The sequence below is a fragment of the Curtobacterium sp. MR_MD2014 genome (genome assembly GCF_000772085.1).
Taxonomy (GTDB): Bacteria; Actinomycetota; Actinomycetes; order Actinomycetales; family Microbacteriaceae; genus Curtobacterium.
On sequence record NZ_CP009755.1, the window covers coordinates 3,045,416 to 3,060,522 of the forward strand.

General features: G+C 72.7%; 16 protein-coding genes. 7 read left to right on the forward strand and 9 right to left on the reverse strand.

The features are described from left to right. Window positions 1-20 precede the first annotated feature (20 nt). The 3 genes from cysS to NI26_RS14110 are packed head-to-tail and all read right to left on the reverse strand — an operon-like array spanning window position 21 to window position 3,187. Window positions 21-1,430: a cysteine--tRNA ligase gene (gene cysS, locus NI26_RS14100; protein WP_066656635.1), complete on the reverse strand. Its 1,410-nt coding sequence runs from the start codon at window positions 1,428-1,430 to the stop codon at window positions 21-23. A gap of 53 nt (window positions 1,431-1,483) precedes the next feature. Next, complete coding sequence (gene ispD / locus NI26_RS14105) at window positions 1,484-2,653, reverse strand: 2-C-methyl-D-erythritol 4-phosphate cytidylyltransferase (protein WP_081985109.1); 1,170 nt, start codon at window positions 2,651-2,653, stop codon at window positions 1,484-1,486. Window positions 2,654-2,704: 51 nt separating this feature from the next. Beyond that, window positions 2,705-3,187 (reverse strand): CarD family transcriptional regulator, encoded by a 483-nt coding sequence (locus NI26_RS14110; RefSeq protein WP_017888066.1) that lies wholly within the window; start codon window positions 3,185-3,187, stop codon window positions 2,705-2,707. A 157-nt stretch (window positions 3,188-3,344) separates the two neighbouring features. Here NI26_RS14110 and NI26_RS14115 point away from each other — a divergent pair, with 157 nt between their 5' ends. Continuing rightward, window positions 3,345-3,995, forward strand: coding sequence for a hypothetical protein (locus tag NI26_RS14115; RefSeq protein WP_066656653.1), 651 nt, complete (start codon window positions 3,345-3,347; stop codon window positions 3,993-3,995). 97 nt (window positions 3,996-4,092) lie between these two features. On the opposite strand, the gene NI26_RS14120 is transcribed toward NI26_RS14115, so the two are convergent. Beyond that, window positions 4,093-4,773 carry a response regulator transcription factor gene (locus tag NI26_RS14120; protein WP_066656662.1) on the reverse strand — a complete coding sequence of 227 codons (681 nt, stop codon included), beginning with the start codon at window positions 4,771-4,773 and terminating at the stop codon, window positions 4,093-4,095. Further along, complete coding sequence (locus NI26_RS14125; protein ID WP_066656668.1) at window positions 4,770-5,936, reverse strand: sensor histidine kinase; 1,167 nt, start codon at window positions 5,934-5,936, stop codon at window positions 4,770-4,772. Before NI26_RS14125 ends, NI26_RS14120 begins: the two co-directional genes overlap by 4 nt. A 158-nt stretch (window positions 5,937-6,094) precedes the next feature. On the opposite strand from NI26_RS14125, the gene phoU reads away from it, so the two are divergent. Both phoU and NI26_RS14135 read left to right on the forward strand, forming a co-directional pair. After that, complete coding sequence (gene phoU / locus NI26_RS14130) at window positions 6,095-6,766, forward strand: phosphate signaling complex protein PhoU (protein WP_066656682.1); 672 nt, start codon at window positions 6,095-6,097, stop codon at window positions 6,764-6,766. A gap of 22 nt (window positions 6,767-6,788) precedes the next feature. Next, window positions 6,789-7,337 carry an AAA family ATPase gene (locus tag NI26_RS14135; protein WP_066656686.1) on the forward strand — a complete coding sequence of 183 codons (549 nt, stop codon included), beginning with the start codon at window positions 6,789-6,791 and terminating at the stop codon, window positions 7,335-7,337. 61 nt (window positions 7,338-7,398) lie between these two features. On the opposite strand, the gene NI26_RS14140 is transcribed toward NI26_RS14135, so the two are convergent. Then, complete coding sequence (locus tag NI26_RS14140; RefSeq protein WP_066656688.1) at window positions 7,399-8,145, reverse strand: phosphoglyceromutase; 747 nt, start codon at window positions 8,143-8,145, stop codon at window positions 7,399-7,401. A 45-nt stretch (window positions 8,146-8,190) separates the two neighbouring features. Here NI26_RS14140 and NI26_RS14145 point away from each other — a divergent pair, with 45 nt between their 5' ends. Beyond that, complete coding sequence (locus tag NI26_RS14145; RefSeq protein WP_200884116.1) at window positions 8,191-8,964, forward strand: class I SAM-dependent methyltransferase; 774 nt, start codon at window positions 8,191-8,193, stop codon at window positions 8,962-8,964. 104 nt (window positions 8,965-9,068) lie between these two features. On the opposite strand, the gene ygfZ is transcribed toward NI26_RS14145, so the two are convergent. From ygfZ to NI26_RS14160, 3 genes are all read right to left on the reverse strand, one after another. Beyond that, window positions 9,069-10,136 carry a CAF17-like 4Fe-4S cluster assembly/insertion protein YgfZ gene (gene ygfZ, locus NI26_RS14150; RefSeq protein ID WP_066656689.1) on the reverse strand — a complete coding sequence of 356 codons (1,068 nt, stop codon included), beginning with the start codon at window positions 10,134-10,136 and terminating at the stop codon, window positions 9,069-9,071. Continuing rightward, entirely contained in the window at window positions 10,136-10,738 is a 603-nt protein-coding gene (locus NI26_RS14155; protein ID WP_066656691.1) for an FABP family protein, read from the reverse strand. Before NI26_RS14155 ends, ygfZ begins: the two co-directional genes overlap by 1 nt. Window positions 10,739-10,918: 180 nt before the next feature. Then, complete coding sequence (locus NI26_RS14160; protein WP_137768304.1) at window positions 10,919-11,200, reverse strand: hypothetical protein; 282 nt, start codon at window positions 11,198-11,200, stop codon at window positions 10,919-10,921. A gap of 118 nt (window positions 11,201-11,318) precedes the next feature. Between NI26_RS14160 and NI26_RS14165 the strand changes: the two genes are divergently transcribed. Genes NI26_RS14165 through NI26_RS14175 form a run of 3 tightly spaced genes read left to right on the forward strand, consistent with a single transcriptional unit; the run spans window position 11,319 to window position 14,929 of the window. Beyond that, window positions 11,319-12,002, forward strand: coding sequence for a response regulator transcription factor (locus NI26_RS14165; RefSeq protein ID WP_066656694.1), 684 nt, complete (start codon window positions 11,319-11,321; stop codon window positions 12,000-12,002). Next, window positions 12,002-12,844, forward strand: coding sequence for a mycothiol synthase (gene mshD, locus NI26_RS14170; protein WP_066656702.1), 843 nt, complete (start codon window positions 12,002-12,004; stop codon window positions 12,842-12,844). Before NI26_RS14165 ends, mshD begins: the two co-directional genes overlap by 1 nt. Before the next feature lie 48 nt (window positions 12,845-12,892). After that, window positions 12,893-14,929: a serine/threonine-protein kinase gene (locus NI26_RS14175; protein WP_066656704.1), complete on the forward strand. Its 2,037-nt coding sequence runs from the start codon at window positions 12,893-12,895 to the stop codon at window positions 14,927-14,929. Window positions 14,930-15,107 lie beyond the last annotated feature (178 nt).

Below are 15,107 nucleotides of genomic sequence, written 5' to 3' on the forward strand. Positions count from 1 at the left end.
CCTGTCCGGCACGGCCGTTGTCAGGCGATGCTCCAGCGTGTTCCTGCTGCGGTGTCCTCGATGGTGATCCCCGCGGCTGCGAGGTCGTCCCGCACCCGGTCCGCCGTGGCGAAGTCGCGTGCCGCACGGGCGTCGGCGCGCTCCTGCACGAGGCGGTCGACGAGCGCGGCGAGCGGTGCGGCCGAGACGTCCTGCGCACCACCGGACCAGTGGGCCGCTCGCGGGTCGATGCCGAGGACCTCGACCATGGCGGCCACCTGATGGTACGCGACCCCGAGCGCTTCCGCATCGTCGGCGTCGAGCGCGGCGTTCCCGGCACGGACCGTCTCGTGCAGCACGGCCAGCGCCTGCGGCACCGCGAGGTCGTCGTCCATCGCGGCCGCGAACGCGTCGGGCACGGCCGGGGCGTCGCGGAGCGGGACCCCCTCCAGCCGGGGTTCCGCGCGGGCCAGGAACCCCTCGATCCGGTCGTAGGCGGCCTCGGCCTCGGCCAGCGAGCCGTCGTGGTGGTCGATCGAGGACCGGTAGTGCGCCGCGCCGAGGAAGTACCGGACCACGGCCGGACGGGCGGACGCGAGGAAGTCGGCGGCGAAGATCGAGTTCCCGAGGGACTTCGACATCTTCTGCCCCTCGACCGTCACCAGGCCGTTGTGCAGCCAGTACGACGCGAACGGGTCGCCGGCCGCGGTCGACTGCGCGAGCTCGTTCTCGTGGTGCGGGAAGCGCAGGTCGAGGCCGCCGCCGTGGATGTCGAACGCCGGGCCGAGGTAGCGCCGCGACATCGCCGAGCACTCGATGTGCCAGCCCGGGCGGCCCTGCCCCCACGGGGAGTCCCAGGTCGCCGTCGTCGGCTCACCCGGCTTGGCGCCCTTCCACAGCGCGAAGTCCCGCGGGTCGCGCTTGCCGCGGGGGTCGGCGTCGGTGGCCTCGACCATGTCCTCGCGTCGCTGGCGCGTCAGGGCGCCGTAGGACTCCCAGCTGCCGGTGTCGAAGTACACGTCGCCCGTGCCGTCGGCGGCGGCGTACGCGTGCCCGCGCTCGATCAGCCGCTCGATGATCTCGTGCATCTGCGGCACGCTCGCGGTCGCCCGCGGCTCGTACGTCGGGGCGAGGATCCCGAGGGCGTCGTACGCGGCGGTGAACTCCCGCTCGACGCGGTACGCCCGGGCGAACCACTGCTCGTCGGTGCCCGCGGCCAGGTCGAGCACCTTGTCGTCGATGTCGGTGACGTTCCGCACGAGGGTCACCCGGTACCCGCGGTACGTCAGCCACCGGCGCCACACGTCGTAGACCAGTGCCGAGCGCAGGTGCCCGATGTGCGGCGACGACTGCACCGTCGGCCCGCACACGTACATGCTCACCTGTCCGTCGACCAGCGGGACGAGGTCGACGACGGCTGCGGCGCGGGAGTCGTACAGGCGAACGGTCACGCCCCAAGCCTAGGACGTCGGACGCGCGGGGTGACGGAGGGGGTCGGCAGCGGTCAGCGCGGCCGGACGACGGCGGTCGCGATCGCCGCGAGCCCCTCCCCGCGCCCGGTCAGGCCGAGGCCGTCCGTCGTCGTGCCGGAGACCGCGACGGGAGCACCGACGACCGCGGCCAGGGCGGCCTGCATCTCGTCGCGTCGGGCACCGATGCGGGGACGGTTCCCGATCACCTGGACCGTGACCGAGGTCGGCGCGAGACCGGCCGAGCGCAGGAGCTCGACGGCCCCGCGGACGAAGACGTCACCGGTGGCCCCGGCGTAGCGCGGGTCGGAGGTGCCGAAGCGCCCGCCGATGTCACCGAGGCCGCCCGCCGACAGCAGTGCGTCGCAGACCGCGTGGGCGACCGCGTCGCCGTCGCTGTGCCCGGAGAGCCCCGGTTCGCCGGGGAAGTCGAGCAGCCCGACCCGGCACGGCGACGCGGCGTCGAAGGCGTGCACGTCGACCCCGAGGCCCACGCGGACGTCGGGCGCCGCGGCTGCCGCACCGGTGCGGGAGGCCACGAGCGCCTCGGCCCGCGCGAGGTCCCACCGCGTGGTGATCTTGAACGCGTCGGCGTCTCCCGGCACCGTGCGGACCGTTCCCCCGGCCGCCCGGAACACACCCGCGTCGTCGGTCTCGGAGCGCTCGGCGCCCGCGTAGGCGGCCCGGAGTGCGGCGAGCGGGAAGACCTGCGGCGTCTGCACCCCGACGAGCGCCGACCGGTCGACGGTCTCGACCACGACGTCCGCGTCGACACGCTTGACCGTGTCCGTGACGGGCAGGGCCGGGACGACGCCGTCACCGGTCGCGCGTGCACGGTCGAACACGGCGTCGAACTGCGCCGCCGGCGTCAGGCAGCGGGCGGCGTCGTGGACACCGACCCACTCGATGCCGTGCGGCAGGGCGTCGAGGCCCGCCTGGACCGAGGCGTGGCGGTCAGCACCGCCCGCGACGACCACGGTGAGGTCGACCGCGTGTCCGGCGGTCGCCGCGACCAGGGCGCGGCACTCGTCGAGCCGGGCTGCGGGTGCCACGACCACGAGGACGGTCGGCTCGGCCAGGGTGAGCACGGTGCGCAGGGCGCGGGTGAGCATCGGCTCGCCCGCGACCGGGACGAACGCCTTCGCGTCCCCGATGCCCAACCGCGTGCCGGACCCGGCTGCGACGACGACGACCGCCCTGCTCACCCGATCGGGGAGCAGGGCGGTCGTCGTCGTGTCGTCCAGCGGCGGTCCGCGCTACGAGGCGAGGACCTCGTCGAGGACGGTCGATGCCTTGTCCTCGTCGGTCTTCTCGGCCAGGGCGAGCTCGGAGATCAGGATCTGCCGGGCCTTGGCCAGCATCCGCTTCTCACCCGCGGAGAGCCCGCGGTCCTGGTCGCGGCGCCAGAGGTCGCGCACGACCTCGGAGACCTTGATGACGTCACCGGACGCCAGCTTCTCCAGGTTCGCCTTGTACCGGCGCGACCAGTTCGTGGGCTCTTCCGTGAAGGGCGCCCGCAGGACCTCGAAGACCTTGTCGAGGCCTTCCTTGCCGATGACGTCACGGACGCCGACCAGGTCGACGTTGTCCGCCGGCACCTCGATCGTCAGGTCACCCTGCGTGACACGCAGCTTCAGGTAGACCTTTTCCTCGCCCTTGATGACGCGCGTCTTGACTTCAGAGATGGTTGCCGCCCCGTGGTGGGGGTAGACGACGGTCTCGCCGACCTCGAATTGCATGTATCAGGCTCCGTTCCCAGGACCCCCAGTTTACCACAAGGACCTTTCGGGTAAGGGGCCTGGGCGGCCCGCACCCCCGACGATCGGTAGGATGGGCGCGGACCGCCTGGTCCACATCGTGATCTTCCGGAGGAATCTCTTGCGAGCTCGGGTACTCGTGTCCGTCGCCGTTGCGGCATCCATCGCGCTCGGCGCCACCGGCTGCGAGTTCATGTCGCCCGCGCACACCAAGGAGATCAAGCAGATCACCGACGGCGTGAACGTCAGCACCGGCTCGATCGACATCCGGAACGCGCTGCTCATCTCCGACGGCGGCGAGGACGCGCGCTTCGTCGGGAGCTTCATCAACACGGGGTCGAAGGACGTCACCATGAGCGTCGAGGTCGGCGGCGTGACCCAGACGGTCGAGATCCCGGCGAACTCGCACGTCGATCCCGCCGTCCCGGCCGGCCCCTCGAGCGAGGCCGAGTCCAGCGTCCAGTCCGGCGCCGAGACGCAGGGCACGCGCTCCGCCGGCCAGCCGGAGCTCGTCTTCTCGGGCGCCGACGCCGTCCCCGGCTCGCTCGTCAAGACGTACTTCTCGTACTCGGGCGCCGAGGGTGTCTCGGCCAACGTCCCGGTGCTCACCAGCGCCCTCGAGGAGTACCAGACCCTCGCCCCGACGACGTCCCCGTCGGCCACCCCGTCGAGCACGGAGACCTCGCCGTCGGAGAGCGGCTCCGAGCCCACCGGCGACGCCACGGCTCCGGGCACCCAGTCGGGCGACTCGCAGACCGACTCGTCCGAGGGCGACAGCGGCACGAACTGACCGCCGCGCGCCGGACGGGCGCGACGACCTGACGCAACGCACCGGAGGCCCGGTGCCGGTTCCGAGAACCGGCACCGGGCCTCCCGTGCGTCGCCGGTCAGCCCTCGATCCGGTACCCCAGACCGCGCACCGTCACCAGGACCTCCGGGGCGCTCGGCACGCGCTCGATCTTCGACCGGATGCGCTTGATGTGCACGTCGAGCGTCTTCGTGTCCCCGAAGTAGTCCGACCCCCACACGCGGTCGATGAGCTGCCCGCGGGTGAGCACGCGTCCGGCGTTCCGGAGCAGGAGTTCGAGCAGCTCGAACTCCTTGAGGGGCATCGGCGTCTCCGCCCCGTCGACCGTCACGGTGTGCCGCTCGACGTCCATCCGGATCCCGCCGACCTGCAGGATGCCGCTGTCGCCCGGGTCGTCCTCGGTGCGCCGACGCAGCACCGCCCGGAGCCGGGCCAGGAGCTCCCGGGTCGAGTAGGGCTTCGTCACGTAGTCGTCGGCGCCGAGCTCGAGCCCGACGACGATGTCCACCTCGGAGTCCTTCGCGGTGAGCATGATGATGGGCACGTTCGAGCGCGTCCGGACCTGCCGGCAGACCTCGGTGCCGCTCAGTCCGGGCAGCATGAGGTCGAGCAGGATCAGGTCGGGGTTCTCGGTGTCGAACTTCGACAGCGCGGTCACGCCGTCCGCGGCGACGGCGGTCTCGTACCCCTCGCGCTGCAGGAGGAACTCCAGGGGCTCGCTCAGGGCCGGCTCGTCGTCGACGATGAGGATCTTGGTCACGATGACTGCTCTTCCAGTTGCTCTTCGAGTGCGGTGGTGAGTTCGGGATCCGCCTCGGGCAGGCGGATCGTGAAGGTCGAGCCCTTGCCGGGCTGCGACCAGACGCGGACGTCGCCGCCGTGGTTGCCGACGACGTGCTTGACGATGGCGAGCCCGAGACCGGTGCCGCCGGTCGCCCGCGACCGTGCGGGGTCGACGCGGTAGAAGCGCTCGAACACGCGGTCGAGGTCGGCCTCCGGGATGCCGACGCCCTGGTCGGTCACCGCGATCTCGACGAACCCCTTGGTGGACCGGACGCCGACGCCCACACGGGTGTGGTCCGGGGAGTACTTGACCGCGTTGGCGATGAGGTTCGACACCGCGACCTGCAGCAGCCCCGGGTCGCCCATGACCCGCAGCTTCGACCGCTTGGCCCGCACGATCTCGATCTCCCGGGCGCGGGCGACGACCTCGTTCGCGTCGACCGCCGCCTGCACGATCTTGTCGACCGACGTCTCCTCGCTGTTCTCGAGGGTGTCGACCGACTGCAGCCGCGACAGCTCGATGATGTCCTTCGTCAGGGCCCCGAGCCGCTCGGACTCGGTGATGAGCTGCCCGGCGAACCGCTTCACGTGGTCCGGGTCGTCGGCGGCGACGACGAGGGTCTCGGCGAGCAGGCCGATCGCCCCGATGGGGGTCTTCAGCTCGTGCGAGATGTTCGCCACGAAGTCGCGTCGGACCTCGTCGATGCGGCGACTCTCGGTCAGGTCGTCGGCCGTGACGAGCACGTAGCGGTTGCCGAGCTGCGCCGCCCGAAAGCTCAGGTAGCCGACCAGTTCCCCGCTGCGCCCGCGGGGCAGCTCGAGGTCCTCCGACCCCATCTCCCCGCTCCTGCGCACCTGGTCCACCAGGGCGACGAGCTCGGCGTGCACGAGCTTCCGCCGCACGACGAGCCCGACGGTCAGTGCCTGCGGCGACGCGGCGACGACCGTGTTCGAGGGGTCGACGACCACGGCCGGGTTGTGCATCGTTGCGATGACCGCGGCGACGCCGTCGGGCAGCGTCCGTTCCGCGACGTCGGCTGCCCGGGCCGTGCGCTCCGCCGTGATGACCAGCACCACGACCCCTGCGCCGAAGACCCCGCCGAGGAGCATCGACAGTGGCACGAGCCACGCGTTGTCCATGCCGCCAGTGTAGGGATCGTCACGCGGGGTTCCGACGCCGTTCACCCCGCTTCCGCGCAGTCGAGGCCCCGGATCGTGAGGTGTTCAGCCGCAGGTCACCGTTCGTTCACCTGGGCTGACGACACTCGTCCGGTACGCATCAGAGAGGCACATCCCCCATGCGCGAAGTCTTCCAGCAGGAGCTCCAGGACGTCCAGGAGCGTCTGACCGAGATCGCCGGACTCGTCGAGTCCGCCATCACCCGTGCGACGCAGGCGTTCAGCGAGTCCGACGTCGCCCTCGCCGAGGAGGTGATCGCCGACGACGCCATGATCGACCACGCGGCGAACAGCCTCGACGAGATCGCGATCGACATCCTCGCGCGGCAGGCGCCGGTCGCCCGTGACCTCCGCGTCGTCGTGACCGCGCTGCGTGTCAGCTCGTCGCTCGAGCGCATGGGCGACATGGCCGAGCACATCGCGCAGCTCGCCCGCCAGCGCTTCCCCGAGAAGGTCGTGCCGAAGGGCCTGCGCGGCACCTTCAAGCAGATGGGCGCGCACGACGTGCAGATGGCCCAGAAGCTCACGCGCCTGCTCGCGACCGAGGACATCGCCCTGGCCGCGGAGATCCGCGACGAGGACGACGCCGTCGACGAGCTGCACGCGAGCGTGTTCGACTTCGTGCTCGGCGAGACCTGGAAGGGGAACCCGATCGACACGGTCGACGCGACCCTGGCCTCGCGCTACCACGAGCGCTTCGCGGACCACGCGGTGTCCATCGCCAAGAAGGTCGAGTACCTGGCGACCGGCGACTGGACCGGCGCCGCGTCGGTGACGGCCTCCCCCGCCTGACGGGTTCTGCCAGGATCGTGGCATGGCTCAGGTCGCGATCGTCGTCAACGGGATGCCCGGTTCGGGCAAGAGCACGGTGGGCGCCGCCCTGGCCGAGGTGCTCGGCTGTCCCTTCCTGTCGAAGGACCGCATCAAGGAACCCCTGGCCGACGTGGTCGGTCCGATGATCGGCTCGCGCGAGCTCGGCGGCATCGCGATGGACACGATGTGGTCGATGGCGCAGGCCGTCGAGAACGGGGTCGTCCTCGACGCCGTCTGGCTGCCGTCCCGTGACCGCGACCGCCTGGAGGCCGGACTCGCCTCCGCCGGCGCACCGCGCGCCGTCGAGGTGTTCTGCCAGGTCGACCGGGTCACCGCCGCGGACCGGCTGCGCGACCGGTACGAGCCCGGCACACTGCCCGTCCGGCACGAGGTGCACGGGGACCTCGCGGAGATCCTGGCCTTCTGGGACGAGCACGGCGACGCGGCCGCACCGATCGGGCTGCCGGGCGTCCCCGTCGTGCGGGTCGACACCGGCCGCCCCTACGACGTCGGGGCGCTCGTGCAGGAGATCGCCGACCACTTCGTCTGAGGCCCGCCCGAGGTGCACGAACGCCCCGCCGGTGTCCGGCGGGGCGTTCGTCGTGCTGGTGCTACTTCTTGGCGCCCTGCGCGGCGACCGCGGCGGCACCGGCAGCGGCGGCCTCCGGGTCGAGGTAGTACGAGGGCTTCGTCGGACGGAAGTCGTCGTCGAGCTCGTACACGAGGGGGATGCCCGTCGGGATGTTGAGGCCCGCGATGTCGTCGTCGGAGATGCCGTCGAGGTGCTTCACGAGGGCGCGGAGCGAGTTGCCGTGCGCGGTGACCAGGACGGTCTTCCCCTCGCCCAGGTCCTTCGTGATGTCCGACTCCCAGTACGGCAGCAGCCGGTCGATGACGAGCTTCAGCGACTCGGTGCGGGGCAGCTGGTCGCCGAGGTCGGCGTAGCGGCGGTCCCCGGCCTGCGACCACTCGGCGTCGTCCGCGATGGGGGGCGGCGGCACGTCGAACGAGCGACGCCACTCCATGAACTGCTGCTCGCCGTACTGCTCGAGCGTCTGGGCCTTGTCCTTGCCCTGCAGGTCTCCGTAGTGGCGCTCGTTGAGGCGCCAGTCGCGCTTCACCGGCAGCCAGGCCAGGTCGGCCTCGAGCAGGGCGATGTCGGCGGTCTGGATCGCGCGGGTCAGCAGCGACGTGTAGAGGACGTCGGGGACGATGCCCGACTCGGCGATGAGGGTGCCGGCACGCTTCGCCTCCTTCTCGCCGAGCTCGGAGAGCCGGACGTCGACCCAACCGGTGAACAGGTTCTTCTGGTTCCAGTCACTGTTGCCGTGACGCAGCAGGACGAGCGTGGAGGTCATGCGTCCGAGTCTACCGAGCGGGTGCGCCTCGGTACCCTGGGGTCCATGCCCATCGGGAACGTCACGCGCGGGACCACCGGGTACAACCGGCTCCGTCGTGTCGACCGCTGGATCGCCGCGCTCCCAGTCCTACGCCGGACGGACGACCCGCTCGTGGCCGACGTCGGGTACGGCGCCCGACCGACGACGACCCTGGAGCTCCGCGACCGGCTGGCCCGGGTCCGACCCGACGTCGAGGTCACCGGCATCGAGATCGAGCCGTCGCGCGTGGCGCTGGCGAACGCGGGCACCCGTGACGGGGTGACGTTCCGGCTCGGCGGCTTCGAGACGCCGACGCCCGGTGGCCGCCGTCCCGCCGTGATCCGGGCGTTCAACGTCCTGCGGCAGTACGACGAATCCGCCGTCGTCGACTCGTGGCGGATCATGCAGGACCGCCTGCAACCCGGCGGGGCGCTCGTCGAGGGCACCTGCAACGAGGTCGGCCGCGTGGCGTCCTGGGTCACGCTCGACGAGCACGAGCCGCACACGTTCACGGTGTCCCTGCGCGTCGCCGACCTCGAGCTGCCGAGCATCGTGGCGGAGCGACTGCCGAAGGTCCTGATCCACCGCAACGTCCCCGGGGAGCGGGTGCACGCGTTCCTGCTCGACCTCGACCGTGCGTGGGCGGTCGCCGCCCCGCTCGGCACGTACGGCCCCCGCCAGCGGTGGATCGCGACGGTGCACGGCATGCGCGACCGGGGCTGGCCGGTACTGCACGGGGTGACGCGCTGGCGTCTCGGCGAGCTCAGCGTCCCGTGGTCGGCCGTCGCTCCCGCCTGAGCGGCCGCCGCGCCACGAGACTCGCCCAAGCGGACACGTCCACGGTCGTGCGGGCGCGAACACGTCCGCGGGGCCGAGTCTCGCCGGACCGCGTCCGACGACGACTACGAGCGGCGCACGGCTCCGAGCCGGGGCAGGCGCGGGACGTTCGCCGTCGCGCCGGCCTCCGGCGGGACGATCGTCTCCTGCGCGGCCGTGACCACGACGTCGTCCACGGTCAGGGTCAGCGTCACGGCGGGGTCGAGCGAGCGCTTCACGACCGCGAGCCCGACCGGCCCGAGCTCGTGGTGGAGCGCCGACGCGGTGAGCCGCCCGACGTCCTTGCCGTCGAGCTCGACCGCGGTGCCCGGCGCGGGCAGCACGCCGTCCGAGCCGTCCAGGTGCAGCATCACCACGCGGCGCGGCGGGTGCCCGAGGTTGTGCACCTTGGCGACGGTCTCCTGTCCGCGGTAGCAACCCTTCGACAGGTGCACGGCGGAGCGGAGCCAGTCGAGCTCGTGCGGGATCGTCCGCTCGTCGACGTCCGCGAGCGAGGGCCGCCACGCGGCGATGCGCAGGGCCTCGAACGCGAGCAGCCCCGCGACCGGCGTGTCCGACGCTGCCAGCGCAGCCACGGCGTCTGGGGTGACCACGTCGATGCGGAGGGTCCAGTCGGAGGCGGGATGGGCCTCCGGGGCGGCGTAGCCCCATCCACCGGGCGTGACCGACGACCACGGGTCGACCCACTCGACGACCACGCCGTCGGGCGCTGCCGAACCCGCGAAGCGGCCGAGCGTGACGAGGTCGGCCGACCGGTCGGTGACCTCGACGCGGAGCATGAAGCGCATCGAGTCGAGCCAGGCCGCGAGCGGTGCGGCGTCGGCGGCCTCGGTGAGGAGCCAGGTGATCTCGCCGTCGTCGACCACCCGTGCGGCGTGCTCGACGCGGCCGGACTGGTCGAGGACGAGCGTCTCGGTGCTGACGCCGGGCTCGAGGCCGGTGAGCAGCTGCGAGGTGATCGAGTTGAGCCAGGACAGGCGGTCCGGTCCGCTGACCGTGACGACCCCGAGGCCGAGCTCGACGACCGCGCGACCGGAGGCGAGCGCCCGCTGCTCACCGACGGGGCTGCCGAAGTGGGCGGCGGGACCGGCCTCGGTCGCGACGAAGCCGTCGCGCCCGCTGAAGGCGGACATCAGTCGACCTTCGCGAGCTGCCCCGAGGCGTGCGAGGTGAGCTGCTGCCCGAGCGCGGCGATGTCCCACGCCCAGAAGAGCTTGCCCTCGACCAGGCCGTACAGGCGGGTCGCGGCCGAGTAGTCCTTCGCGTTCGGCGAGCGCATCACGGCGTCGGTGGCCAGGTCGATCCGGCCCTTCCTGACGCGTCCGACGTAGAGCTCGTTGACGCCCGTCGGGTGGATGATCGCGGCCTCGACGTCGAAGCCGTCGGTCGTGTTCCGGAGCGCCTCGACGCTCTCCACCGTGCTGAACGGCGCGGGACCGTCGCCCATGAGCATCGCGGGACCGCGGTCACCGGGCTCGTTCGGCCGGTCGATGCGCCAGTAGCCCATCTCGGCGGCGAGGGGCGTGTGGTCGTCGTCGAGCAGCCACGTCGTCGAGGAGTAGTTGAGGTACGGCAGGCCGTCGTGGCTGAAGCTCACGCGCTGGCCGAACTCGTACTTGCGGGGCTCGTCCTCGTCACCCACCGGGTACTCGACGACGCCCGTGCCCTCCCAGACACCGACGAGCCAGGACAGCGGGACGAGTTCGGGTGCCAGACCCTCGGGCAGTTCGATCAACGCTGACCCTTGAACAGCTTCACGACGACGACGACCGAGATGAACGCGATCGCGAGCGACGCCAGGCCGAGGAGGCCCACGTAGAACAGCTCGAGCGCAAGCAGCGAATCCATGCCGCGAGTCTACGCGGGACGCCTGACGGCGCCAGGGGGCGTGCCGCGCGGTCGCAGGTCGCGCGGCTCAGCGCGCCAGCAGCACCACGGCCGTGACGAGCACGACGACGAAGGCGCCGGAGGACGCGATGCTGATCCGCTCGACCAGCCCGTCCTTGGTCGCGGTGATGAGCTGCAGCACGAAGCTCACGAGCACGCAGAGCACGAAGACGAGCAGGAGCCAGGCGAACGAGTCCTTCTGCGTCAGGGTCAGCACGAGCACCGCACCGACCACGGCGAGGACCCAGACCGGCAGCACGGAGGTGAGCCGCAGGCGGCGCTGGTCGAGGGGTGGGACGGGCTCGGTCACGCGCTCCATCATGACAGGGCCTCGCCGACCGGGACGCCCGACCGACCGGCCGGTCGGCGGGCCCCTTCCGACACATCACTAGGATGGCTCCACGACGTCCCCTCGTTCTGGAGGTCCTGTGGCCCAGCTCCTGGTACTCACCTCAGCCGCGCCCGGCGACGTCCTGCCGAGTCTCGGTCTGCTGAGCCACCGGATCCGCCACGTCCCGGCCGAGGCCGCCCAGCTGGTCAACGCCCCGCAGAGCGACCTGATGTTCGTGGACGCCCGCCTCGACCTCGTGAGCGCCAAGGCCCTGTGCAAGATCCTCGCGACGAGCGGCTCGACGACACCGGTCATCCTCGTCGTGACCGAGGGCGGGCTGACCGCGGTGAACAGCGAGTGGAACGTCGACGACGTCGTGCTCGAGAGCGCCGGGCCCGCCGAGGTCGACGCGCGCATCCGCCTCACCACGGGACGCGCCGCCAAGAACCCGTCGGGCTCGAAGATCCAGGCCTCCGGGGTCGTCATCGACGAGGCGAGCTACTCGGCGAAGGTGCGGGGCCGGCCGCTGGACCTCACCTTCAAGGAGTTCGAGCTCCTGCGCTTCTTCGCCTCCCACCCCTCGCGCGTCTTCACCCGTGAGCAGCTCCTGAGCGAGGTCTGGGGCTACGACTACTTCGGCGGCACCCGCACGGTCGACGTGCACGTGCGACGGCTCCGTGCCAAGCTCGGCGACCTCGAGTCGCTCATCGGCACGGTCCGCAACGTCGGCTACCGCTTCAACGTGCACGACGACGAGGCCGACCGGCTGGCGGCGCAGTAGTGCTCGCCGTCGTCGAGATGCTCGCGGCCGCCGCGACCGCCGCGGGCGAGGCCCCGCCGTTCTCCGACCAGACCCTGGTCGACGTGCGCGCCGGCCGTGCCGCGGTGGTCGGGGACGAACGCGGGGTCGCCGTGGTCCGGGACGGCGAGCTGGAACTCGTCGTCGCCCCGGAGGCCCGTGGCCAGGGCGTCGGGTCGGCCCTCGTCGCGCAGGTGCTCACCCCGGGCGCCGGGGGCGCGACGCCGGCCTCGGACGTTCCGCGCCTCGCGTGGGCGCACGGGGACCACCCGGCCGCCCGCGCCCTCGCCGACCGGTACGGCTGGACTCCGGTACGGACCCTGCTGCAGCTCCGGGCGACGGTGTCGGACGAACCCACCGGGGCCGATGTCCCCGACGGGTACCGCATCGACGCCTTCCGCCCGGGCGACCCCGAGGACGAGGACGCCTGGCTGACCCTCAACGCCGCGGCCTTCGCGCACCACCCCGAGCAGGGCCGGATGACGCTCGAGGACCTGCGCGCCCGCGAGGCCGAGTCGTGGTTCTCCGGCGACGACCTGCTGCTCCTGCGCGACGACTCCGGCGCGCTCGCGGGATCGTGCTGGCTCAAGGTCGAGGACGGCGTCGGCGAGTTCTACGCGGTCGCGGTCCGGCCGGACCTGCAGGGGCGTCGGCTCGGCGGGGTCCTGATGCGCGCGGGCTCGGCCCGGCTGGCCGGTCGTGGACTGACCGCGTCTGCGCTCTACGTCGAGGGCGACAACGAGCCCGCGCTGGCGCTCTACCGCCGGTCCGGCTTCACGCAGCACGCGATCGACGTGCAGTACGCCGCAGGGTCCGGCCGGTAACATGACGCGAGGTCGACGAGGGGTCGACCGGGGGCAGTCGGGGGCAACGTGACGGAGCAGGGTCGGGCGCAGTACGGCCGCGGCGAACCGCTCGGTGCGTCGTACCGGCTGGTCGACCTGCTCGGCACCGGCGCGACCGGCGAGGTCTGGCGCGCCGAGCACACCGCGACCGGGGAGCACGTCGCCGCCAAGCTGCTGCGCGCCGAGCTCGCCGCCGACCCGACCGTCGTCGAGCGGTTCGTCCGCGAACGCACCGTGCTGCTCGGCCTGCAGCATGCGTCGATCGTCCGGGTGCGCGACCTCGTCGTCGAGGGCGACCGACTCGCGATCGTCATGGACCTGGTCGGTGGGGGCTCCGCCCGCGACCTGCTCGCCGACGCCGGGACGCTGCCGCCCCGGGACGCCCTGACGATCACCGCCGAGACGCTCGACGCCCTCGCCGCCGCGCACGGGCAGGACGTCACCCACCGCGACGTCAAGCCCGACAACGTGCTGCTCGCGTCCCCGTGGGTACCCGGCACCACGGGCGACGTCCGGGTGTCGGACTTCGGGATCGCGTCCGTCATGGCCGACCGGCAGCGCACCACGACCGGGCTGCTCGGCACGCCGCAGTACATGGCCCCCGAGTCGATCAGCCAGGGGCGCTCAGGCCCCGCGGCCGACGTGTACGGCGCCGGGGTGATGTTCTACGAGCTGCTCGCCGGACGCACCCCCTTCGCCGGACCGGGCACCGACTTCGCCGTCGCCTACCGCCACGTCACCTCGGACCCGCCGCAGCTCGACGTCCCCGCGTCGCTGTGGACGGCGGTGTCGACGATGCTCGCCAAGGACCCGGCCGCACGACCCGCGGCCGCCGACGCCGCGGCCACCCTGCGCCGCCTTGCCCGACAGCTGGCCGACGCCCCGGCGCTGGCCCCGACTGCCGAGCCGGAGTCCTTCGCCGAGGTCGAGCGGCCCGCCACCGTGGTGCGCGGACTCCGTCCCGGCGGCGGTACCGCGTCCGACGGTCCCCCCGCGGACGGCTCCGGCCCGTCACCTGCTGCGGAGGACGCCGGACCGGTGCCCGAACTCGGGCAGGCGGGCTCGCAGACGGTCTTCCGGCCGCTCGCACGCCCTCCGGTCGCCGCCGCTCGCGAACCCGAGGCCCCGGCGCGCGGCCGGTGGCAGCGCCCGGACTGGCTCACGAACCGCATGCTCGGGCTCGGTGCCCTCGGCGTGGTGCTCGTCGCCGCACTCGTCGTCGGCGGGGTCGTCTGGCTCCCCGGCGCCCTGGGCGGCAAGGACACCCCGAGTGCGGCCCGCACGGCGCAGGCCGCGAGCGCCTACCAGCAGGACCGTCCGCTGCCGACCGGGCTCTCGACGACCCGCAAGGCGACCGTCGACCCGCAGGCCGGCACGGTGGACCTGTCGATCACGTACGCCGCCCAGTCCGCGACGCTCCGCGGCCCGCTGCTCGAGGTGGTGCCCGGGGTCGGAGCGCGGTCCGAGTGTCCCGCGGTGACGTGGACCGGCGACGAGGTGAGCGGTGCCCGGAACCAACCGTCGCTGACCGGCGTCGACGTCCGCTGCGGCTGGACGCTCTCCGACGTGGTGGTCCCGGCGGGCGAGGACCTGACCGTGCAGGCGACCGTGCGGCTGTCCGACGTGCCCGACCAGGCCGGGCTCCAGGAGTGGCTCGACGCGGCGGGCAGCGCGACCACGACGGCCGTCACCGACCAGGCCGTGACCGGGACCTCGTACCCCGTGCAGCGACTGCAGGGCGTCGAGGTCCGCACGCCCGACCGCACGGTCAGCCAGACCACGCTGCCCGTGACGCTGGTACCGGTGTGGCCGAGCGGTGCCGACGAACTGAACCCCCTCTACCGCAGCCCCTCGACCGGGAAGCCGTCGGAGATGCTCACCGACGTCGCCGGCGGGGAGGCCGGGGTGCGCTTCGCCGACGGGTGCTCGGGTGCGCTGGCCGTGTCCTCGGACGGCCTCGTCGTGACCGCGCTGTCCGTCGCGCCGTCCTGCACCGTCCGGGCGACGGTGGGCAACTTCACGGACCTCGAGAGCTCACCCTTCGGCATCACCACCCGCGACTGACCGGCGTCCGCCGTCGCGGGACGTGACGTGGGTCACGCCGGGACGCGCGCGGCGGGCGTGCACCGCGACTCCCGGTCGCGGATCCGCCGGACGGGAGGTGCGTGCCGGTGGTGTGCCGTGCCTCCCGGTCGCTGATCCGCCGGACGGGAGGCACGTGGCGGCGGTGCGATGCGCCTCC